The sequence below is a fragment of the Bacillus sp. FSL W8-0519 genome (assembly GCF_038005585.1).
Lineage (GTDB): Bacteria > Bacillota > Bacilli > Bacillales > Bacillaceae_G > Bacillus_A > Bacillus_A paranthracis.
Genome location: NZ_JBBOTL010000001.1, coordinates 3,930,669 through 3,951,848, shown reverse-complemented (window position 1 = coordinate 3,951,848; position 21,180 = coordinate 3,930,669). Strand labels below are relative to the sequence as shown.

Annotated in this window: 23 protein-coding genes, 1 riboswitch and 1 other annotated feature; of the genes, 14 read left to right on the top strand and 9 right to left on the bottom strand. The window is 36.4% G+C overall.

Features of this window, described 5'->3' with window-relative positions; all coding sequences use genetic code 11:
- The first annotated feature begins 311 nt into the window (after positions 1-311).
- Complete coding sequence (locus NST14_RS20605; RefSeq protein WP_073540839.1) at positions 312-872, top strand: DUF2062 domain-containing protein; 561 nt, start codon at positions 312-314, stop codon at positions 870-872.
- 58 nt (positions 873-930) lie between these two features.
- On the top strand, positions 931-1,128 hold the full coding sequence (locus NST14_RS20600; RefSeq protein ID WP_000291952.1) for a hypothetical protein: 198 nt from the start codon (positions 931-933) through the stop codon (positions 1,126-1,128).
- Positions 1,129-1,152: 24 nt separating this feature from the next.
- Here the strand turns inward: NST14_RS20600 and NST14_RS20595 are convergent, their stop codons facing one another.
- Together NST14_RS20595 and NST14_RS20590 are read right to left on the bottom strand one after the other, a co-directional pair.
- Positions 1,153-1,599 carry a MarR family winged helix-turn-helix transcriptional regulator gene (locus tag NST14_RS20595; protein ID WP_000445819.1) on the bottom strand — a complete coding sequence of 149 codons (447 nt, stop codon included), beginning with the start codon at positions 1,597-1,599 and terminating at the stop codon, positions 1,153-1,155.
- 72 nt (positions 1,600-1,671) lie between these two features.
- Complete coding sequence (locus tag NST14_RS20590) at positions 1,672-2,451, bottom strand: GDSL-type esterase/lipase family protein (RefSeq protein WP_000755836.1); 780 nt, start codon at positions 2,449-2,451, stop codon at positions 1,672-1,674.
- Positions 2,452-2,816: 365 nt separating this feature from the next.
- Between NST14_RS20590 and cpdB the strand changes: the two genes are divergently transcribed.
- Entirely contained in the window at positions 2,817-5,201 is a 2,385-nt protein-coding gene (gene cpdB, locus NST14_RS20585; protein WP_048557603.1) for a bifunctional 2',3'-cyclic-nucleotide 2'-phosphodiesterase/3'-nucleotidase, read from the top strand.
- Positions 5,202-5,250: 49 nt separating this feature from the next.
- On the opposite strand, the gene nhaC is transcribed toward cpdB, so the two are convergent.
- Entirely contained in the window at positions 5,251-6,624 is a 1,374-nt protein-coding gene (gene nhaC, locus NST14_RS20580; protein WP_000253748.1) for a Na+/H+ antiporter NhaC, read from the bottom strand.
- Positions 6,625-6,901: 277 nt separating this feature from the next.
- Positions 6,902-7,122 (bottom strand) — a binding site (T-box leader).
- A gap of 141 nt (positions 7,123-7,263) precedes the next feature.
- Between nhaC and NST14_RS20575 the strand changes: the two genes are divergently transcribed.
- The 8 genes from NST14_RS20575 to NST14_RS20540 all read left to right on the top strand — a co-directional run bounded on the left by NST14_RS20575 (position 7,264) and on the right by NST14_RS20540 (position 14,025).
- Positions 7,264-7,620, top strand: coding sequence for a hypothetical protein (locus NST14_RS20575; RefSeq protein ID WP_000726889.1), 357 nt, complete (start codon positions 7,264-7,266; stop codon positions 7,618-7,620).
- Between the two features lie 122 nt (positions 7,621-7,742).
- Positions 7,743-9,131, top strand: coding sequence for an adenosylmethionine--8-amino-7-oxononanoate transaminase (gene bioA / locus NST14_RS20570; RefSeq protein ID WP_061535572.1), 1,389 nt, complete (start codon positions 7,743-7,745; stop codon positions 9,129-9,131).
- Positions 9,131-9,859 (top strand): ATP-dependent dethiobiotin synthetase BioD, encoded by a 729-nt coding sequence (gene bioD, locus NST14_RS20565; protein WP_061535571.1) that lies wholly within the window; start codon positions 9,131-9,133, stop codon positions 9,857-9,859. Before bioA ends, bioD begins: the two co-directional genes overlap by 1 nt.
- Positions 9,825-11,012 (top strand): 8-amino-7-oxononanoate synthase, encoded by a 1,188-nt coding sequence (gene bioF, locus NST14_RS20560; protein ID WP_061535570.1) that lies wholly within the window; start codon positions 9,825-9,827, stop codon positions 11,010-11,012. Before bioD ends, bioF begins: the two co-directional genes overlap by 35 nt.
- On the top strand, positions 11,009-11,722 hold the full coding sequence (locus NST14_RS20555; protein ID WP_000661275.1) for an alpha/beta fold hydrolase: 714 nt from the start codon (positions 11,009-11,011) through the stop codon (positions 11,720-11,722). Before bioF ends, NST14_RS20555 begins: the two co-directional genes overlap by 4 nt.
- Entirely contained in the window at positions 11,715-12,524 is an 810-nt protein-coding gene (gene bioC, locus NST14_RS20550) for a malonyl-ACP O-methyltransferase BioC (protein WP_000608931.1), read from the top strand. Before NST14_RS20555 ends, bioC begins: the two co-directional genes overlap by 8 nt.
- A 1-nt stretch (position 12,525) precedes the next feature.
- The gene (gene bioB / locus NST14_RS20545) at positions 12,526-13,524 is read left to right on the top strand and encodes a biotin synthase (RefSeq protein WP_000815866.1); all 999 of its coding nucleotides are present in this window, start codon (positions 12,526-12,528) and stop codon (positions 13,522-13,524) included.
- A gap of 180 nt (positions 13,525-13,704) precedes the next feature.
- Positions 13,705-14,025: a hypothetical protein gene (locus NST14_RS20540; RefSeq protein WP_000549777.1), complete on the top strand. Its 321-nt coding sequence runs from the start codon at positions 13,705-13,707 to the stop codon at positions 14,023-14,025.
- A gap of 24 nt (positions 14,026-14,049) precedes the next feature.
- Here NST14_RS20540 and ribH read toward each other — a convergent pair whose 3' ends face one another.
- From ribH to NST14_RS20515, 5 genes are all read right to left on the bottom strand, one after another.
- Entirely contained in the window at positions 14,050-14,511 is a 462-nt protein-coding gene (gene ribH, locus NST14_RS20535) for a 6,7-dimethyl-8-ribityllumazine synthase (RefSeq protein WP_000230889.1), read from the bottom strand.
- Positions 14,512-14,529: 18 nt separating this feature from the next.
- Entirely contained in the window at positions 14,530-15,723 is a 1,194-nt protein-coding gene (gene ribBA / locus NST14_RS20530) for a bifunctional 3,4-dihydroxy-2-butanone 4-phosphate synthase/GTP cyclohydrolase II (RefSeq protein ID WP_000468996.1), read from the bottom strand.
- A 12-nt stretch (positions 15,724-15,735) separates the two neighbouring features.
- On the bottom strand, positions 15,736-16,380 hold the full coding sequence (gene ribE / locus NST14_RS20525) for a riboflavin synthase subunit alpha (protein ID WP_000493913.1): 645 nt from the start codon (positions 16,378-16,380) through the stop codon (positions 15,736-15,738).
- Positions 16,362-17,474, bottom strand: coding sequence for a bifunctional diaminohydroxyphosphoribosylaminopyrimidine deaminase/5-amino-6-(5-phosphoribosylamino)uracil reductase RibD (gene ribD, locus NST14_RS20520; RefSeq protein WP_229143018.1), 1,113 nt, complete (start codon positions 17,472-17,474; stop codon positions 16,362-16,364). The genes ribE and ribD overlap by 19 nt, the downstream gene beginning before the upstream one ends.
- Positions 17,475-17,786: 312 nt before the next feature.
- Positions 17,787-17,930: riboswitch (FMN riboswitch) on the bottom strand.
- Between the two features lie 190 nt (positions 17,931-18,120).
- The gene (locus NST14_RS20515; protein WP_001151582.1) at positions 18,121-18,327 is read right to left on the bottom strand and encodes a CDGSH iron-sulfur domain-containing protein; all 207 of its coding nucleotides are present in this window, start codon (positions 18,325-18,327) and stop codon (positions 18,121-18,123) included.
- Positions 18,328-18,466: 139 nt separating this feature from the next.
- On the opposite strand from NST14_RS20515, the gene NST14_RS20510 reads away from it, so the two are divergent.
- The gene (locus tag NST14_RS20510) at positions 18,467-18,712 is read left to right on the top strand and encodes a YqkC family protein (protein WP_000360809.1); all 246 of its coding nucleotides are present in this window, start codon (positions 18,467-18,469) and stop codon (positions 18,710-18,712) included.
- A 10-nt stretch (positions 18,713-18,722) separates the two neighbouring features.
- Here the strand turns inward: NST14_RS20510 and NST14_RS20505 are convergent, their stop codons facing one another.
- A complete protein-coding gene (locus tag NST14_RS20505) occupies positions 18,723-19,646 on the bottom strand; it encodes an alpha/beta hydrolase (protein WP_000819219.1) in 924 nt (307 codons plus the stop codon).
- Positions 19,647-19,727: 81 nt separating this feature from the next.
- On the opposite strand from NST14_RS20505, the gene NST14_RS20500 reads away from it, so the two are divergent.
- Together NST14_RS20500 and NST14_RS20495 are read left to right on the top strand one after the other, a co-directional pair.
- The gene (locus NST14_RS20500) at positions 19,728-20,207 is read left to right on the top strand and encodes a GNAT family N-acetyltransferase (protein ID WP_000233414.1); all 480 of its coding nucleotides are present in this window, start codon (positions 19,728-19,730) and stop codon (positions 20,205-20,207) included.
- 102 nt (positions 20,208-20,309) lie between these two features.
- Positions 20,310-21,173: a LacI family DNA-binding transcriptional regulator gene (locus NST14_RS20495; protein WP_109630130.1), complete on the top strand. Its 864-nt coding sequence runs from the start codon at positions 20,310-20,312 to the stop codon at positions 21,171-21,173.
- Positions 21,174-21,180: the final 7 nt, after the last annotated feature.

Genomic DNA, 21,180 nt, shown 5'->3' with positions numbered 1-21,180 from the left:
CTTTTTCGAAAGGGTGGTGCAAGTGGGAAAACAATCGTTTGTTGTCAGTACCAACCAAAAACATACTTGGGGTGTTACCTTAGGGTAGCATGAATGCTAGAGCGTCAAACTGTCTAGCGATAGACGAAAAGACCTAGCGTTCGAACTCAAGCCCCCACTGAAAGGTTTTATCTCAGTGGGGGTGGTTGACAGTGAAATGTCATATGTATATTTAGTTAACTATTTCGATATCATCTATAATAAAAGAGGAAATGAAATTTGTTTTTCGGGGTGTGTAAGGGCATACTAGGTATAAAAATATAGTTAAAGAGATGATGAGAGTGAAAACAACTAAGAAAACATATTCGTTTTTTCAGCGGATGTGGAGAATATTAAAGTTTCAATATTATAAGTTGCTTCGATCACCAGAAGGAGCGAAGAAAGTATCGTTAGGTTTTGCGATTGGTTTTGGTTTAGAGATGTTGGTTATATATACAGCATCGCTCGTCTATTTAATATTTTATCCAATCGTCAGGTTAGCAAAGGGATCTTTTCCTGCCGCGGTGATTGGCAATATTATTGGAAAAATATCGTTTCTCCCAGTAGTTTTATTTCCGCTTGCGTATGCGCTAGGGAAAATGATTTATCCATTTCATGTGCAAAAAATACATCATGAACCCTTTACAATATCGGACTTGTTTTCAAGTCACATTTTTACGATATTAAAGAGCTTATTACAGAGTGAAGTGTATGTATTAATTGGAATGACGATTTTAGGGGTTGTGTTTGGTGTAGTTTCATATTTCGTTGTGCATTATTTATATGAAAAGAACCGTAAGTTACGTTTGAAGAACAGAAAGAAAAGAGCGAGAGAACCACTCATGCAAATATAAAGAGTGTCACACTCATTTTCTCCTTTGAATATGTTTAAGAAAAAGGAGGAGAGAATGAATGTATTATTATTACGTACCGCAAGTATATCCATATGTAAATTATTATCCGGTTTATGATACGAGTAGGCAATATGAATTATATCGACAACAACAACTACCGCAAATACCATCGCAACAACCTACGCAAGATCAAAAACCATATTTAACGACATGGCCATATTCAAATGTATACTATGGCAATTATTACGAATCATAAAGCTGCTTCTATTTAGAAGCAGCTTTATACGTTTGTTTTCAAAATTAAATTTTGAATGGTTTGAAGAGAGTGAATGAGTTTTTCACGTTCTTCCTCAGATAACGTTTGGAAATTTTCTTTTAATTTGTCTAAAATGAATTGTTGATACTGATTTACTAACAATTTCCCTTCAGCTGTCAGGGAAATTAAAATGACCCGTCGATCTTTTTCGCTATAATGACGCTCTATTAGTTCTTCTTGGATCAGTTTGTTTAATAGAGGTGTCATGTTAGGCCGTGAAATCGCTAGCCGCTTGCCGATTTCGGAAACTGCTAATGTGCCATTTTCATGCAGAAGCAGTAATACTTGTGTATGTGATGGCGGCATATGTCTTTGAGAAGAAAATTCTCCAGGAAGCATAAATTTGCGATAAAAAAGAGGCACTAGCGAAAGAAGATGATCAACAATACGTTCCCACTCGCGTGATTCCATATAAAGGCCCCCTTCCACTCTCATTGTAACAAAAAAGACATGTTATAAAAATAGAATTGTTTCATGCGAATTTTAATATTTGTAGGCCAACACTTTTTTTGTAAAGGAATCGGCAATAATCGAATAGCCTTTATCATTTGGGTGTACTTGGTCAAAGAGTAAATCTTTCTTATCATTCGATATTAATTTGCGAATTGGTAAAACGATAGATGGTTGATTTGCTTTTGCAATGGAATAAACGGATTCATTCCATCCGTCTAAAAACATATCTGCATAACTTGCGATGGAGTCATCGAGTTGTAACGGGTTATAGAGTTCAGAAAGAATGAGTAAAGCATCCGGATTTTGATCTCGGACTGTCTTTACAATATTTTTTACATCCGCTTCAAAATGAGCTTTTTCTTTATTTAACATTTTAATACCGTCTATAACACCGACATCACGATTTAAGCGAAATAAATTATTTCCCCCAATGTTAATTGTAATAATATTGGCTGCTCTAATTTTTTGCTTTACATCTTCTGATTCAACCTTTTTAGCGAGACGATCTGTTGTAAGACCGTTTATCCCAAGGTTTTCTACAGTAATTGGTTTATGAATTTGTGCTTCTATTTGTTTAGAGGCTAATTCAGCAAATCCACCTTGTGTCGATCCATATCCTTTGGCGAGCGAATCACCTAGTACGAGATGATAAAAGGAATCGTTTGTTTGCTTATCAATCCAACTTGGAGTAGATGTTTTTTCTGTTTTTTCTTCGGGTTCATTTTGTTTTGTCTCATCGTTCTTTTCAAAATAAGAATAAGAAATGATTAGAAGGAGGAGACAAACAATTGTTAAGATGACTTTTTTCATAATTCATCCTCCTTGTAATTGGTAATTGTATCATATTCAGCAGTATTAACAATGTAAGGGCATATTATATGTTTATGAAAAGTTTACAATAACTTTACAGAAAATTTGTAGAAGTATGTCAAAAAATATTGACGATATGAAAGTACATTATATATGATAATGTCAGATAAGGTGAAATTCTACATAGTGGGAGCTTTATCTCCCGTTAATTGCTAGTCTCCATTAATGGATCGTTTAAGGAGACTACTCGTTAGCGTAGGGTGAAATGAAAATCGTGTATCTACTAGAAGAAAAAAGGTATGTGGTTAGAGAATGCTAGAAATTCATTTCATTATTCTTTGGTAATTGTATAAGGGGGATTTTTTGTGAAAAAGTCAAAAAAAATGCTAGCTGGAGCAACTCTTGCTATTGGTGTTATAGCGCCGCAAGTATTGCCAGCAACAGCTCATGCGGATGAGCAAACTGGGGAGAGTACGGTTAACTTACGAATTCTAGAAACATCAGATATTCACGTTAACTTAATGAATTACGATTATTATCAAACGAAAACCGATAATAAAGTAGGTCTCGTGCAAACTGCAACACTTGTGAATAAAGCGCGTGAAGAAGCGAAGAACTCTGTCCTGTTTGATGATGGGGATGCATTACAAGGGACACCGCTTGGAGATTATGTAGCGAATAAAATAAATGATCCGAAGAAGCCTGTGGATCCTAGTTATACGCACCCATTATATCGTTTAATGAATTTAATGAAGTATGACGTCATCTCTCTTGGGAATCATGAATTTAACTACGGTTTAGATTATTTAAACAAAGTAATTAGTAAAACAGAATTCCCGGTTATTAACTCGAACGTCTATAAAGATGATAAAGATAATAATGAAGAGAATGATCAAAATTACTTTAAACCATATCATGTTTTTGAAAAAGAAGTAGAAGATGAATCAGGTCAAAAACAAAAAGTGAAAATTGGCGTAATGGGATTTGTTCCACCTCAAGTTATGAACTGGGATAAAGCAAATCTAGAAGGAAAAGTGAAAGCAAAAGATATAGTTGAAACAGCGAAAAAAATGGTGCCAAAAATGAAAGCAGAAGGTGCCGATGTTATCGTTGCACTAGCGCATTCAGGTGTTGATAAGAGTGGTTACAACGTTGGCATGGAAAACGCATCGTATTATTTAACAGAAGTTCCTGGTGTAGATGCGGTATTAATGGGACATTCACATACTGAAGTGAAGGACGTATTTAATGGTGTTCCAGTTGTAATGCCTGGTGTCTTTGGAAGTAACTTAGGTATTATAGATATGCAATTGAAAAAAGTAAATGGAAAATGGGAAGTACAAAAAGAGCAATCGAAGCCGCAACTTCGTCCGATTGCTGATAGTAAAGGAAACCCACTCGTACAATCTGATCAAAATTTAGTTAATGAAATTAAAGATGATCACCAAGCGACAATTGATTATGTGAATACTGCTGTAGGAAAAACGACAGCGCCAATTAATAGTTATTTCTCATTAGTACAAGATGATCCTTCTGTACAACTTGTGACAAATGCACAAAAATGGTATGTAGAAAAGTTATTTGCTGAAAATGGACAGTACAGCAAATATAAAGGAATTCCAGTTTTATCTGCAGGAGCACCATTTAAAGCGGGTGGCCGAAACGGTGCTACATATTATACGGATATTCCAGCTGGAACGTTAGCGATTAAAAACGTGGCAGATTTATATGTATATCCAAATACGTTATATGCTGTAAAAGTAAATGGGGCACAAGTAAAAGAATGGCTTGAAATGTCTGCAGGTCAGTTTAATCAAATTGATCCAAAGAAAACAGAAGAACAGCCATTAGTAAATATCGGATACCCTACATATAACTTTGATATTTTAGATGGCTTAAAATACGAAATTGATGTAACACAACCAGCGAAATACGATAAAGATGGAAAAGTTATAAATGCTAATACGAATCGTATTATAAATATGACATATGAAGGTAAGCCAGTAGCTGACAATCAAGAGTTTATCGTCGCTACAAATAACTATCGTGGAAGTAGCCAAACGTTCCCGGGTGTAAGCAAAGGGGAGGTTGTATACCAATCACAAGATGAAACGCGTCAAATCATTGTGAAGTATATGCAAGAAACGCCAGTTATTGATCCAGCAGCAGATAAAAATTGGACGTTTAAACCGATTGTTGCCGATAAATTACATACAACATTCGATTCTTCACCAAATGCACAAAAGTATATAAAGAAAGATGGAAAAATATCATATGTTGGACCATCTGAAAATGAATTTGCTAAATATGCAATTGATATAACGAAGAAGAACGATGATGATAAAGAAACTGGTGGAGAGAATCCAACAACACCGCCAACAGGTGAAGGAAATAATGGAGAAAATCCAACGACACCACCAACAAGTGAAGGAAATAATGGAGAAAATCCAACGACACCACCAACAGGTGAAGGAAATAATGGAGAAAATCCAACGACACCACCAACAGGTGAAGGAAATAATGGAGAAAATCCAACGACACCACCAACAGATGAAGGTAATAATACAGGATCTGGACAAACTACAACGGATAATCAAAACGTAAAAGAAACAACAACTGTAAGTGAAAAGAAAGAAGAACGTGATTTACCGAAAACAGGTACAAGTGTTGTTTCTACAATTGGAGCAGGTTTGGCGTTTGTTGGAGCAGGATTCCTTCTGTTATTTAGAAGAAAGAAAGCAAATAGATAGTGGAGAAATATAAAAAGGATTACCGATTCAGGTAATCCTTTTTGATATATTATGAAAGTGTTACAGCTTTTTCCTTCTTCCATGAAAGGCCAAATCCAGTAAAGCCGACGATAATTGTTACAACTGGACAAGCTAAGCAGAAGATTGCGAATGGAACGTAATCAAAAGTTGGAACGCCAAGGACGTTCGATAAGAATACGCCACTTACTCCCCATGGTACGAGCGGGTTAATAACTGTACCTGCATCTTCTAATACACGTGATAAATTACGACGTTCTAAACCGACTTCATCATATTTATTAGCGAATGCTTGTCCTGTTAAAACGATAGATAAGTACTGCTCACCAAGTAAGAAGTTCACACCGATTGCAGTTGAAGCAGTAGAAATAATTAAGCGTGTGCTAGTTTTTACGAAGCTAGAGATGATATTCATTAGCTGCGTAATAATACCCATTCCTTGTAATAATCCTCCCATACAAAGAGCTAGGAAAATAAGAGCGATTGACATCATCATACTTTGCAGGCCACCGCGAGATAATAAGCTATCAATATCTTTCATACCCGTTTTAGAAACGTAACCGTCTTGCATAATTTTCATTAAATCAGTTAAAGAAGTACTAGGTTTAAATATAAATAGGATAATGATCCCTACTATAATTCCAGCAAGTAATGTTGGAACTGCTGGAACTTTTTTAAATGCGAATAGGAACAGTAATAAAATTGGAATAAGTGTAAAGATAGAAATCGTTGCATTTTTCTCTAATGTGCTAATGAAGTTTGTGAAGTCAACGTCTCCACTAGTACCGCTTCCTAAAATGAAAAATGCGATAAAAGCAATAATGAAAGCTGGAACTGTTGTCCAAAGCATGTTACGAATATGCTCAAATAAATCCACACCCGTTACAGCTGGCGCTAAATTTGTTGTATCAGATAAAGGAGACATTTTATCTCCAAAGAATGCACCAGAAATAATTGCACCAGCGATTAGAGCAGGATCGTATCCGAGAGCACTACCCATGCCCATAAAGGCAAGTCCTACAGTTGCGGCAGTTGTAAAGGCACTACCGATACTTGTTCCAACAATTGCACAAACAACAAAAACAGTTGGAATGAAAATTTTTGGGGATACAAGCTGGAAGCCGTATACCATTAAAGTTGGAATTGTTCCAGCAGCGATCCAAACACTAATTAATACGCCTACAAGTAAGAATATAAAAATAGATGGAATACCAGCTGAAATACTACTTATCATTCCTTTTTCCATCGTAGACCAATCAATTTTTTTCATAAATCCAAATGCTAATAAAAAAACGATACCAAATAAAATTGGGATGTGTGGTGAAACTTCTAATTGAATAACACTAAAGCCAATGCAGAAAAAGATAAATACTGTTAAAAGAACAGATTCAATTTTTGAAACCATTGTTTTCCCCTCCTAAGTAATCTAAAATAGCTCTTTTTTATATAAAATTCGCCAATATTGTTTATTTCCTTCTAAATTTTAGAATTTTGTGACAAATTACCGGTAATTGTTGTTTCTTTAATATGATACGGAAATGAATGGATAAAAAAACGTCCCTGCATATAATTATGCAGGGACGAAGAAATCGCGGTACCACCCTAGCTTGTGAAATGAATGTATCACAAAATAAAGGGTCGTATGATATGCGCTCATAAAATAAAAACGCCCCTGCAACATATGCAGGGACGAAAAGTTCGCGGTACCACCCTAAATTGTGAAACAGTGTCGTTTCACCACTCTTTAGATATAACGGTCTATAACCGTCTTTCACTACTCCTTACGTTTCGCAAAAGAAGCTCCAGGGGGTAATTCATAATTCGCTCTGTACTGGTTCGCACCGACCACCAGCTCTCTGAAAGCAGAAATCGAAATACTACTAAATCCTATCAATGCCGATTCATATGATGTTAGTTAAATTTTTATCATATATTCGTCTCACATGTCAATAAAAATATTCAATGATTTTTTAGGGAAATAAAGGAGAACGATTTTAATCCTATGAAAATGTGCGTTATAATGAATTTGAAAGGGGAGGAAAGAGTGAAGAAAAAAATAATTCTTTTTACCACTTTACTAGTCATTGGCGGAAGTGCTGGCATTTACACAGCTTTTGCAGCTGAATCAGAGCAGGCGAAGCAAAAGCAAATACAGCAGTTAGAAGTGAAGAAAGCGAAAGAAGCTGAAGAGAAGAAGTCGATGGAAAAAGCAGCTGATAAACTAGGGGTTTCTACGGAAGGAAAAACAAAAGAAGAGGTTGCGAAAGAAGTAAATACCGCAAGATTTGAGAAGCGCCATGATCTATTGATTGAACATGCAAAACAACTTGGAATTGAAACAGAAGGAAAAAAAGACGAAGAGATTATTTTAGAAATCGGAAAGATACAACATGGAAAGTAGAACAACTTATCTTATGATAAGTTGTTCTTTTTTAAGAACTACTTGATTTAAAAATAATTGACAGTCATTTAGATTTAATGTTAACTATATTTATAAACTAGTTAACATTAGGGGTGACAATTGTGACTTTTAGTAAGAGTACGACTGACAAACCATCATATACATATGAAGAGTTATCGGAGAAAAATAAAGCCTATGTATGGCATCCATTTACACAAATGAAGGATTATTTAGAAGAAGATCCTGTCATTATTGAACGGGGAGAGGGAAGAAAGCTATACGATGTAAATGGAAATGAATATTGGGACGGTGTTTCGTCTATTTGGTTAAATGTTCATGGACATCAAGTGCCAGAACTAGATGAGGCAATTCGTGAGCAATTAAATAAAATTTCCCATTCTACTATGTTAGGGCTTGCTAACGTTCCATCTATTTTATTAGCCGAAAAAATAATTGAAGTTGTACCAGAAGGTTTGAAGAAAGTGTTTTATTCAGACTCCGGTTCTAGCGCTGTTGAAATTGCAATTAAGATGGCCTTTCAATATTGGCAGCATAAAGGAAAACCGAAGAAACAAAGATTTGTTACATTAAAAGAAGCGTATCATGGTGACACAATTGGAGCTGTTTCAGTGGGAGCAATAGACTTGTTTCACCAAGTGTATAGTTCGCTTTTATTTGAAGCAATTAAAATGCCTTATCCATATACATATCGTTCTCCTTATGGAAATAATAAGGAGGAAATTGTAAAAAAACATTTAGAAGAAATGGAAGAGCTGCTGAAAGATAAACATGAAGAGATTGCGGCGGTTATTGTAGAACCTTTAATGCAAGGTGCTGGCGGTATGATTACAATGCCAAAAGGATACTTAAAAGGGCTACGTAATTTATGTACAAAATATAATGTTCTATTTATTACAGACGAGGTAGCGACTGGATTTGGGCGTACTGGAAAAATGTTTGCATGTGAACATGAAAATGTAACACCGGATATTTTGACAGCCGGAAAAGGTTTAACAGGCGGATATTTACCAGTTGCAATTACTGTAACGACAGATGAAATTTATAATGCCTTTTTAGGAGGCTATGAAGAACAAAAAACATTTTTCCACGGACATAGTTATACAGGGAATCCGTTAGGGTGTGCGGTAGCAATTGCAAATCTAGAACTATACGAGAAAACAAATTTAATAGAAGAGGTGGCACGTAAAACAGAATATGTGGCGACGCAATTAGAAGACCTCTTTGCATATAAACATGTAGGGGACATTCGTCAATGCGGGTTAATGGTTGGAATTGAACTTGTGAAGAATAAGGAAACGAAAGAAGCGTTTGAATGGACAGAGAGAGTCGGTGTTCAAGTATGTAAACGCTCAAGAGAACTAGGTATGATTTTGCGCCCGCTCGGTAATACGATTGTGTTTATGCCCCCTCTTGCTTCTACAATTGATGAGATTGATGATATGTTACGTATTTTGTATAAAGCAATCTCGGATGTTACGGAGGGAGAATAATGAGCGGTTTTTTTATAACAGCAACGGATACTGAAGTGGGAAAAACTGTAGTTGCAGGTGCATTAGCAGGTGTATTTAGAGAACTTGGGTATAACGTAGGGGTCTATAAACCGTTACAAAGTGGACATGTTGCATCAAATCCAGAAGGAGATGCAGCAAGGCTAAAGGCATTATCAGGTGTACCGACAAAAGAAGATGAAATTTGCCCTTACTCTATTGAAGAGCCGCTTGCCCCGAGACTTGCCATGAAAAGAGCTGGAAGGACAGTAACGTTAAAAGACATTATTCATCACTATAATGAACGATTGAAAGATTTTAATAGTCTACTTGTAGAAGGAGCAGGTGGATTAGCTGTTCCATATACAGAGGATGCTTTAGTAATTGATTTCGCAAAAGAATTACAACTTCCACTTATTGTAGTAGCACGCCCTACATTAGGAACAGTAAATCATACAGTTTTAACGATCGCTTACGCAAAGGCATATGGTTTAACAGTAGCAGGTGTCATTTTATCTGGCTGCAAAGAATGCGAAATGGAAAGAGTGCAAGAAAATAAAGAAATGATTGAAGAGCTAAGTGGGGTACCGGTTTTAGGTTTATTACCATTCTTTGCAGGTGAGTTTACAAGAGAAGAAGTCTTGGAATCTGCTAAAGAATATATAATGATTTCAAAATTAGAGGAGCTTATCCGAAATGAATCAAACGTGGCGCACACATCTTCAATCTAAATTGCAACAATTACATGAGCGAGAGCAGTATCGTAATTTGCATGTAACAGAACAAGCAGAAGAGACATGGCTTATTCGAGATGAGAAAAGGATGCTAAATTTAGCGTCAAATAATTATTTAGGGTTAGCTGGAGATGAAAGGTTAAAAGAAGCTGCTATCGCATGTACAAGAAAATATGGAACTGGGGCGACAGCATCAAGGCTCGTGGTAGGAAACTATTCACTGTATGAAGAGGTTGAGAGAAGTATATGCGATTGGAAAGGCACTGAAAAAGCCTTAGTTGTGAATAGTGGATATACCGCAAATATTGGAGTGATCTCTTCATTAGTGAGTCGTCACGATATTGTGTTTAGTGACAAATTAAATCACGCAAGCATTGTTGATGGAATTATATTAAGTGGGGCAGAGCATAAAAGGTATCGTCATAATGATTTGGATCATTTAGAGAAGTTATTGAAAACAGCGTCACCTGAAAAGCGGAAATTAATCGTAACAGATACTGTTTTTAGTATGGATGGTGATACTGCGTATTTGAGGGAGTTAGTAGAGCTGAAAGAGAAATACGGGGCAATTATTTTAGTGGATGAAGCGCATGCGAGTGGAATATATGGAATTGATGGAGCAGGGTTGTCTCATATAGAAAAAGATCTTTCTCAAAAAATTGATATACATATGGGGACGTTTAGCAAGGCTTTAGGGTGTTATGGTGCGTATTTGACAGGTGATGCAATTTATATAGATTATTTACAAAATATGATGAGAAGCTTTATTTTTACTACAGCTTTACCGCCAAGTACGTTAGGAGCAGTGCAAAAAGCAATTGAAATTGTACAAGAAGATCATAAGAGAAGAGAGAATCTTATAGCAAATGGAGAATACTTCAGGAGCAAATTACGAGAAGCTGGATTTGATATAGGGAATAGTTCAACTCATATTATACCGATTGTAGTCGGTTCAAATGAAAATGCTTTACGGTTTAGCAAAAGGTTACAAGAGGTAGGTATTGCAGCTATTGCAATTCGTCCGCCAACTGTACCGATTAATAGTTCTCGAATTCGCTTTGCAGTTACATCGCAACATACAATAGCTGATTTAAAATGGGCTATTGACCGAATTACTCACATTGCGAAAGAAGAGGAGCTTTTCGTATGAAAGAGCTGAAGATTATTTTTATCCCTGGATGGGGAATGGAAGAAAATATTTGGGATTTAGTACTTCCCCATTTTAAAGGATATCCTGTTCAATGCATTAATTGGCGTAACGTGAAAGAACAAAGTGAGTTTGCGAACAGGATTATAGATGTAGCACAGGATGAAAATGTAATTTTAGTTGGATGGTCACTAGGAGCATTAGCGGCAATTCAAGCTTATAAAAAAATTAAGGCAAAGGGTATCGTGCTAATTGGTGGTACTGCTAAATTTACAAATACAAGTGACTATAGTAGTGGATGGAATACTTTGCATGTAGAACGGCTGAAAAGAAATTTGGAGAGAAGGAAAGAAGATACGCTCAAGCGGTTCTATGAAAATATGTTTACGAAAGATGAGTTGAAAGAGAATAAAAGTTTTGAAGACATCGTAAAACATTTTAAAGGTGATTCTATGCAGTCTTTACAATTCGGTTTGGATTATTTAATAGAAACAGATATGAGAGCAGCATTGAAAGAAATTAACGTCCCTATACTACTTATTCACGGAGAGAGGGATGTAATATGCCCATTGTCTGCAGCATGTAGTATGGCTGAGAATGAAACTGCCACACTCAAGGTAGTAAGTGAGGCTGGACATGCATTATGCGTAACGAATTTCGAATATTGCGCAAATGAAATCATTCAATTTGTAGAGGGGATACGACATGATTAACAAAACGTTACTACAAAAACGATTTAACGTGGCAGCTGTATCCTACGATCAATATGCAAATGTACAAAAAAAGATGGCGCATTCATTACTTTCTACATTGAATCGGCGATATAGTGCAAATTCATCGATACGTATTTTAGAACTTGGATGCGGGACAGGATATGTTACAGAGCAATTATCAAACTTATTTCCGAAAGCACAAATTACAGCTATTGATTTTGCCGAAAGTATGATTGCAGTTGCGAGAACTAGACAAAATATAAACAATGTAACATTTTATTGTGAGGATATCGAAAGATTACGACTAGAAGAAACGTATGATGTCATTATTTCAAATGCCACATTTCAATGGCTAAATGATTTAAAACAAGTGATAAGAAATTTATTTCGTCATTTATCTATAGAGGGGATATTACTCTTTTCAACATTTGGACAGGAAACATTTCAAGAATTGCATGCTTCGTTCCAGCGGGCGAAAGAAGAAAAAAATATACAAAATGAAACATCGATTGGGCAACGTTTTTATTCGGAAAATCAGTTGCGCCATATATGTGAGATGGAAACAGGGGATGTACATGTTTCTGAAACGTGTTACATAGAGAGATTTACAGAAGTTAGGGAGTTTCTACATTCTATTCGTAAAGTAGGAGCGACCAATAGTAATGAAGAATCATATTGTCAAAGTCCCTCACTCTTTCGTGCGATGCTTCGCATATACGAAAGAGACTTCACGGGAAATGAAGGGATAATGGCAACGTATCATGCTTTATTTGTGCATATAACAAAAGAGGGGAAGAGATGAAATGAAACAAGTACAAACAAAGAGAGATTGGAAAAAACTTGCATACGACGTAGTAGAAGAGAAAGTGATTACGAAAGAAGATGCAATAGCGATATTAGAGGCTGACGATACAGAGATTTTAGAAATTATGAATGCTGCGTATATCATTCGCCACCATCACTTTGGTAAGAAAGTAAAATTAAATATGATTATTAATACGAAGTCTGGATTATGCCCTGAAGATTGCGGATATTGTTCACAGTCTATTATTTCAGAAGCACCGATTGATAAATATGCATGGCTAACGCAGGAAAAGATTGTAGAAGGAGCGCACGAAGCAATTCGCCGTAAAGCGGGTACGTATTGTATTGTGGCATCTGGTCGTCGTCCGACTGATAAAGAGGTAAATCACGTAATTGGAGCAGTTAAAGAGATTCGTGAAACGACAGATTTAAAGATTTGTTGTTGTTTAGGTTTCTTAAACGAAGATCAAGCAGGACGTTTAGCGGAAGCGGGTGTACACCGTTATAACCACAACTTAAATACACATGCGAATAATTACGAAAGTATTTGCTCCACTCATACGTATGACGATCGTGTTGATACAGTTCAAAAAGCGAAACAAGCGGGTATTTCACCATGTTCAGGAGCGATCTTTGGAATGGGGGAGACAATAGAAGAGCGTGCTGAAATTGCATTCGAATTACAACGTATAGATGCCGATTCAATTCCATGTAATTTCCTTGTTGCTGTAAAGGGTACGCCGCTTGAAGGACAAAAAGAGTTAACACCAGTAGAATGTTTAAAAGTACTGGCGATGATGCGCTTTGTAAACCCAACGAAAGAAATTCGTATTTCAGGAGGGCGTGAAATCAATTTACGTTCTGTACAGCCAATTGGTTTATTTGCAGCAAACTCTATTTTTGTTGGAGACTACTTAACGACAGCTGGACAAGAACCGACTGCAGACTGGGGTATGATTGAAGATTTAGGATTTGAGATTGAGGAATGTGCATTATAAGATAGAAAAAAGCAAACTTATAAAAGAGTTTGCTTTTTTTGTAAATAAAATGTAATAAATAGTTGTGAATGCTTGATACTAGTGGCTTTTGAGCGAAAAAAAGAATTTTGGTGGACGAATTTTCCAAGCCCCAATTGTACATAGTAAATATGTAATTTACATTGGGTTGGAGGATTTTACATGCACAAATATATATTAGCGATTATGACTTGTCTCATTTTACTAAAAGCGATAAGCGCTGATCCAGTTAAGGCCGCCGAAAATCCTGAACAAAAAGAGATGCAACAACGAATTGAACAACATTTTCGAACGAAAGCTGAACATTTTGGATTGAAAACAGAAGGGAAAGATTTAAAGGAAGTACGAAAAGAAATTACTATTATAGAAGAAGCGAAGAAAAGAGAGAATGTATGGAAAACAGCACAGACGCTTCGTATACAAACAGAAGGAAAGACAATGGATGAATTAATAAAAGATGTACGGAGAAAAGTGAAGAAATAAAAAAAGAGGCCGCAGCCTCTTTTTTTATGCCCATTGTTTTGATAAGTGAGCCATTTCAATTGCAGCGACGGCGGATTCATAGCCTTTATTACCAGCTTTCGTGCCCGCGCGTTCAATCGCTTGCTCGATCGTTTCAGTCGTCAATACACCGAAAATAACGGGGATGTCTGTTTGTAGTGATAAAGATGCAACACCTTTTGCTACTTCATTACAAACGTAATCGTAATGTGTTGTAGCACCACGAATGACAGTGCCTAACGTAATAACAGCATCATATTTCCCGCTATTCGCCATCTTTTTAGCGATTAAAGGAATTTCAAATGCACCAGGAACCCAAGCAACATCGATATCAGCTTCTTCTACACCGTGACGCTTTAATCCGTCTAAAGCGCCGCCAAGTAATTTACTTGTAATGAATTCATTAAAACGTCCAACAACAACCCCAACTTTTAATCCTGTACCAACTAAATGACCTTCGAATACCATAATAAATCTCTCCTTTAATTATAAGTTTAGTAAATGTCCTAATTTGTTTACTTTCGTTTGTAAATACGTTTTATTCTCTTCTTTTGCTGGCATTTGTAACGGTACACGCTCGATTACTTCTAAATCGTAACCTTGTAAGCCAGCAATTTTTCTTGGGTTATTCGTTAATAATCGTAAATGTTGTAAACCTAAATCTTTTAATATTTGAGCGCCAATACCGTAATCCCGCAAATCAGCAGGGAAGCCAAGCTTTTCATTTGCTTCTACAGTATCGAATCCTTCTTCTTGTAACTTATAAGCGCGAAGCTTATTCAGAAGCCCAATGCCTCGTCCTTCTTGTCTCATATAAAGAAGAACGCCCTTTCCTTCACGCTCAATTTGAGCAAGTGCAGCATGGAGTTGTGGTCCGCAATCACATCGGCACGAGCCAAATACATCTCCTGTTAAGCACTCTGAATGAACGCGTACAAGTACAGGATCTCCTGTTGAAATATCACCTTTTACGAGTGCAATATGCTCTTTCGAATCTAAGGAATTAGAATAGCCAATTGCATGGAAAGTACCGAAATCTGTAGGTAATGTAATTTCCACTTCTCGCTTCACTAATGTTTCATGGTGGCGGCGATAAGCAATTAAATCTTCTATTGTAATCATTTTTATATCAAATTGTTTTGCGCACTGTAGTAAATCAGGTACCCGTGCCATCGTACCGTCCTCATTAATAATTTCACAAATGACGCCAGCTGGTTCTGCTCCGCAGAGCTGTGCTAAATCGACAGCAGCTTCTGTATGACCAGCCCGGCGCAAGACACCACCTTCTTTCGCAATTAATGGAAAGATATGTCCGGGACGATTGAAATCAGCACCTTTTGATGCAGGATTTAACATTTCTCGTATCGTAGTTGCACGTTCGTGGGCACTAATCCCAGTTGTTGTAGAAACATGATCAATGCTCACTGTAAATGCAGTATGATGCGAATCTGTATTATGAGCTACCATTGGTTCTAATTGTAGACGTTCTGCGTACCCTTCTGTAATTGGTACACAAACGAGACCGCGTCCATGTGTAATCATAAAGTTAATTGTTTCTGGCGTAATATACTCTGCTAAAGCGATAAAATCGCCTTCATTTTCACGGTTTTCATCATCACATACGATCACGACTTTTCCTTGTTTTAAATCTTCTAGAGCTTCTTCAATACGATGAAACATAATGCTTCCCCCTTATAGAAATCCGTTTTCTTGTAAAAAGCTTTCGGTCATTGAACCTGTTCGTTTTACTGGTTTAGAAATAAAGCGTTCGATATATTTACCAATCATGTCACACTCAATGTTTACGATGTCACCGGCATTCTTTTCTCCGATAACAGATTCACTTACTGTGTGCGGGATGAGTGAAATTGTAATGGAAGATTCGTCTATATCAAATATTGTTAAACTCGTTCCATCAACAGCAACGGACCCTTTATGCAAACAATAGCGTAGCAATTCATCAGAAATAGCTATTTTGTAATAGACGGCATTATAGTGTTGTTTTTTGTTTAATATCGTTCCGATGCCATCGATATGTCCTGAAACGAAATGTCCACCGAATCGTCCGTTTGCAGCCATTGCTCGCTCTAAATTTACTTTAGAGTGTGATTTGAGCAGGCGAAGTGATGTTGATTGCATCGTTTCGGGCATTGCATCAACTGTAAATGAAGTAGGTGTAAAGCTTGTTACAGTTAAGCAAATACCGTTAACCGCGATGCTATCACCTAAGTGAACATCTGATAAAATTTTATTGGCATGAATCGTTAACTTCATCGCTTCGCCGCTTTGTTGCATGTTTGCAATCGTTCCTAATTCTTCTACAATTCCTGTAAACATTCCGTCACCTCACTTCGAGCATTTGCAACAATTTTTATATCATCGCCAATTTGTTTCATCTCTTGAATTTCCAAGGAAAGTGCATCTTGTAATGTTGAAAAACCATTTCCACCAAATAAAGTAGGGGCATTACTTCCACCAATTAATTTGGGACTTATATAAGTTACAATTTCATTGAAATGCTTTGTTTGTAAGAAGCTTGCATGAACTGTTTGCCCACCTTCGACGAAAAGAGAAAGAATTTGTTTTTCGCCGAGTAGGTGTAAAACATCCTGTATTTCAATTTGCTTCGTTTTTATTTGGAATATAGCTATATTTTCAGATTCATAAGAAGCTATTTTCTCTGGATTTACATCCTTACCAACTATAATCCATGTCGGTGCTAAACCATCTGTTATGACATGAGAAGATGGTGGCGTTCGTAAATGGGTATCTAAAATAACGCGTATAGGATTTTGCCCCCCGTTAGGAATTCTTGTTGTTAAATGCGGATTATCAGCTATAACTGTATTCACTCCAACAAGAATTGCATCGTGTGCATGACGATATTGATGAACATCAGCCCGTGCTTCTTCACCTGTAATCCATTTACTTTCACCAGTTACAGTTGCTGTTTTTCCATCTAAGCTCATCGCTGTTTTTATTGTTACAAATGGGCGTTTCGTTTTCATGTAGTGAAAAAAGTAACGATTTAATAAAACCGCTTCTGCTTCAAGAACACCGGTAGTTACTTCGATGCCAGCTTCTTCTAATCTCCGTTTTCCATTACCAGAAACGAGAGGATTGCAATCAAGAGTAGCAATTACCACCCGTTTAACTCCTTTTTTTAACAGTAAATCACAGCAAGGTGGTGTTTTTCCAAAATGGCTACACGGTTCAAGTGTTACATACACGGTGGCTCCTTTTGCTTTGTCACCAGCCATATGAAGAGCATGAACTTCTGCGTGTTCTTCACCAGCACGTAAATGAGCTCCCATACCGACGATGTTTCCGTCTTTTACAACAACAGCACCAACCATAGGATTTGGACTTGTTTGCCCAGATGTTCCTTCTGCTAATTGCAGAGCAATCCTCATATATTCTTGATCTGTCATTTTCTTCACCTCTCCTAAAAAAAATCAAAAAACCCCAAGGATTTTAATATCCTTGGGGTTTGGGAGACGTGATTTCTAGAAATATAGTTCGAATACGAAAGTATAGGAAAGAAACCTAACGATGATTGATATTTTGGCATAAGGAAGAAACCTAGCAAAAATATCAAATTTTTCAAACGCTAGTCGTATCTTTTTATTTCAGCATAGAAAGATAAGTATACAAAATAAAACATATATATAGATTTGAATTGAATCTATAAAAATATGCATACTGAAATAAAAGTGTATTCGCTATATAAAATTACTAGAAAACATATCCTTCTCCCATCCAGACTATACTGTCGGCCCTAGAGTTTCACTAGATCCACCGTTTTCGAGTTGAAAACGGGTCACGGACTTAGAAGTTTGCACTTCATCACCGCCGGTTGGGAATTTCACCCGACCCCGAAGGATGCTGTTTGCTCAAATTATAGCACAAAAAAAATAAAAGGCTAGTAAAAAGTATTCGAATGTGAAGAATTGTGTGAAAATATATGTAGGCTGAGATGGAGACAAAAGTATTAGAAATGTTGTAAGGAGAAGGGATATAACGGAGTTGCTAAAAAGAAAAAACATGCACAAAAAAATGTGCATGTCACATGTAAAATTATTCTGCCTCTGGTGCTCTAACAACAGATTCGAATTTACCTTTATGCGAAGCATCGCAATAAGGCATATTTTTTGATAAACCACAACGGCATAAAGAAAATGCCGGTTTTGCTGGGAATACATTCCCTTGTGAATCAACTAATTCCACGTCCCCTGTAACGCGAAAAGAGCCATTATCATTTACTTTAATTTGTACTTTAGCCAACGCTATCCCTCCTTCCCAAACGCTTAATTTCATCATATAATCAAGAGAAGTACTTGACAATATGAAAAGAGCACTTTCTTTGGAAGAGAAGAGAGTGTTATAATGTTTTTTATAACTGACTAGAGTAAGGTGACGAAAGATGGATAAACAATTACGTACATTACGAAATATTGCAAATGAGCGCACGTGGGCTTCATTTTTGAATGATAATCATCCATATAGTTTGTTACACTGGTCCATTGCTGGTGTAGGACAAGAGTCAAAGGATGTTTGGTTACTGCAAGATGAGGTAACATTTCAAACGACAGAATTTCCAACGCTAGATGATGCAATAAAGTGGATTTCTGAAAATATGGAACAAGTTACAGACGTTTTAGCGCAATAAAAAAACAGGCTTATGCAAGCCTGTTTTTTGTTTCTTTTACATATGAGTTTAAAAATTGATCAACGGCTGCTTCATACTCTTCTTTATTTTCGTTATAAGAGCAAGCGTGTGCGCCGTGTTCTGCAATATAAAGTTGTTTATTGTTTTCCTTCGCTTCATAGAGCGCTTTCGTCATATCAGCTAAAATATAATCATCATCTTTACTATGAATAAAGAGGACGGGATTGTTAATGTTTTTTATACAATCGATTGGTGAAACTTCACGAATCGTATAACCGTCACGCACTTTTAAGAAAGCATTTGCTAAAGGTAATAAAGGCCATTTCGGTAAATGGAATTCAACCTTTAAACGATGTTGTAATTGTCCGTAGAAATCAGAAAAAGGACAATCTGCAATATAGAAATCAGCACCATCTTCTACAAGTCCTGCGTACTGAAGAAGTGTTGCAGCTCCCATCGATTCACCATGAATACCGAGTGTTATATTTGTTCCAAAACGACTTTTTAGCCAGTCAACTACAGATTTTAAATCATGCTTTTCATAGTATCCATAGCTTGTTGTTTTTCCGCCAGTTTTACCATGACGACGATGATCATAAATAACGACATTATATCCTCTGTTTAAAAATAACCTTGCATATTTTACAGAGTTCATTTTATTTACAGTTACGCCGTGACAGAAAATCATAAACTTATTGGAATGACCAGCAGGAATGTAATATCCGTGAAGATCATATCCGAATTGCGAAGGAATATGAATTTCTTCTTTATGAAGAGCTTCAAAATCTTCTATACGAAAATGTTTTTTCGTTTCTCTTTCGAGTATTTCTTCCTCTGTTTTTTTCTTTAAGTACATCACCTTATTTGTAAAGAAAATCCCAAGGGCAGTTATCGCACCTAGTATAGTAAACAATGCTGCAAAAAAACGTTTCATACTTTACCTCATCCTCCAAATACCGTTACATGTGATACACTTATATTGTATCACAAGGATAGAAAAGGGGAGAAATAGGAAATGGTGCATATACAAAAAATTACGCCAGCGATGAAAGAAACAATCCGAATGTTCATGTGTGAGAACTGGGGGAGTTCATTGATGGTTTCACGTGGTAAGGGACATCAATTAGAAGAGTTGCCAGGATTTGTTGCGCTCTCAGAAGACAGAATAATCGGAATTGTAACGTATGAATTGATCGGAAATATGTGCGAAATTGTATCGTTAGATAGCTTTGAAGAAAGAAAAGGAATAGGGACAAAACTTGTGGATTGTGTATTACGAGTTGCAGAAGAAGAACGGTGCAGGAAGGTTTGGCTTATAACAACAAATGATAATATGAATGCGTTACGTTTTTACCAAAAACGTAATTTTTTGATGACGAATTTATATGTAAATGCGGTGGAAGAGGCACGAAAAATAAAGAAAGAAATTCCGCGCATCGGGTATGATAATATCCCGATTTTACATGAAATTCAATTAGAATATAGTTTAGTGTAATGATGTAACAATTTTCAGAAATATAAATTATTAACCTTGACGAATATTGTAATTTAGGTTACCGTAAAATTGTAATCTATTACCATATTAAGGGGTGACGATGTGGCAACTATACGTGATGTTGCAAAATTGGCAGGTGTTTCAGTCGCAACCGTTTCACGAGTTATAAATGAAAAAGGATACGTTCATGAGGACACAGTAAAACAAGTAAAGGAAGCAATTGAGGAATTACGTTATAGGCCAAATAGTGCAGCAAAGCCACTATTTAAAGAGAATTCAACGATAATTGCATTACTTGTAGATAATCTATATGACCCATCAAACATCACTTTGCTACATTGTATTGAGGAAATAGCGTATAAAGAAGGATATCAAATTATTGTTTGTAATATAGAGAATAAAGATAGATACATACATATGTTGAAGGAAAATAACGTTGCAGGTGTTATTTTAACAAGGTCCGTTTTTAAAAGTATAGGAGAAATCCCACTTCCGTTTGTTGTGATTGATGAAAAAAAATCTTATGCAAATTATTATGAAAGTGGCCAAAGAGCGGTCTCTTTATTAAAAGAAAAAGGTTGTCACTTTCTTGCTTATTTCGGTGAGGGCGAAGATAGTGAAGAAATGGAAGAGTACATATCAGGATTTTTAGACGCTGTTTGGGAGGAAGGAATCTCTTATCGAGAAGAATGTGTACAAGGGTATACGAATAAACAGTTTGTTACATTATTGCAAACTTATCCGTATATAGATGGAATTGTAACTTCAAGTGATAAGATTACCTTTGAGTTAATTCGAGCAGCAAAAAAATTAAATATCCGTATACCGGATAAATTGAAAATTATTGGACTGAACGGGAGTATAGACAGTGAGTGGGCAGGTCCGTCATTTATGCAAATGGAAAGTTGTATCGAAGAAAATGGGAAAATAGCATTGCAACAATTAAAGGGAAAAATAAAAAAGTAAAAGGTGC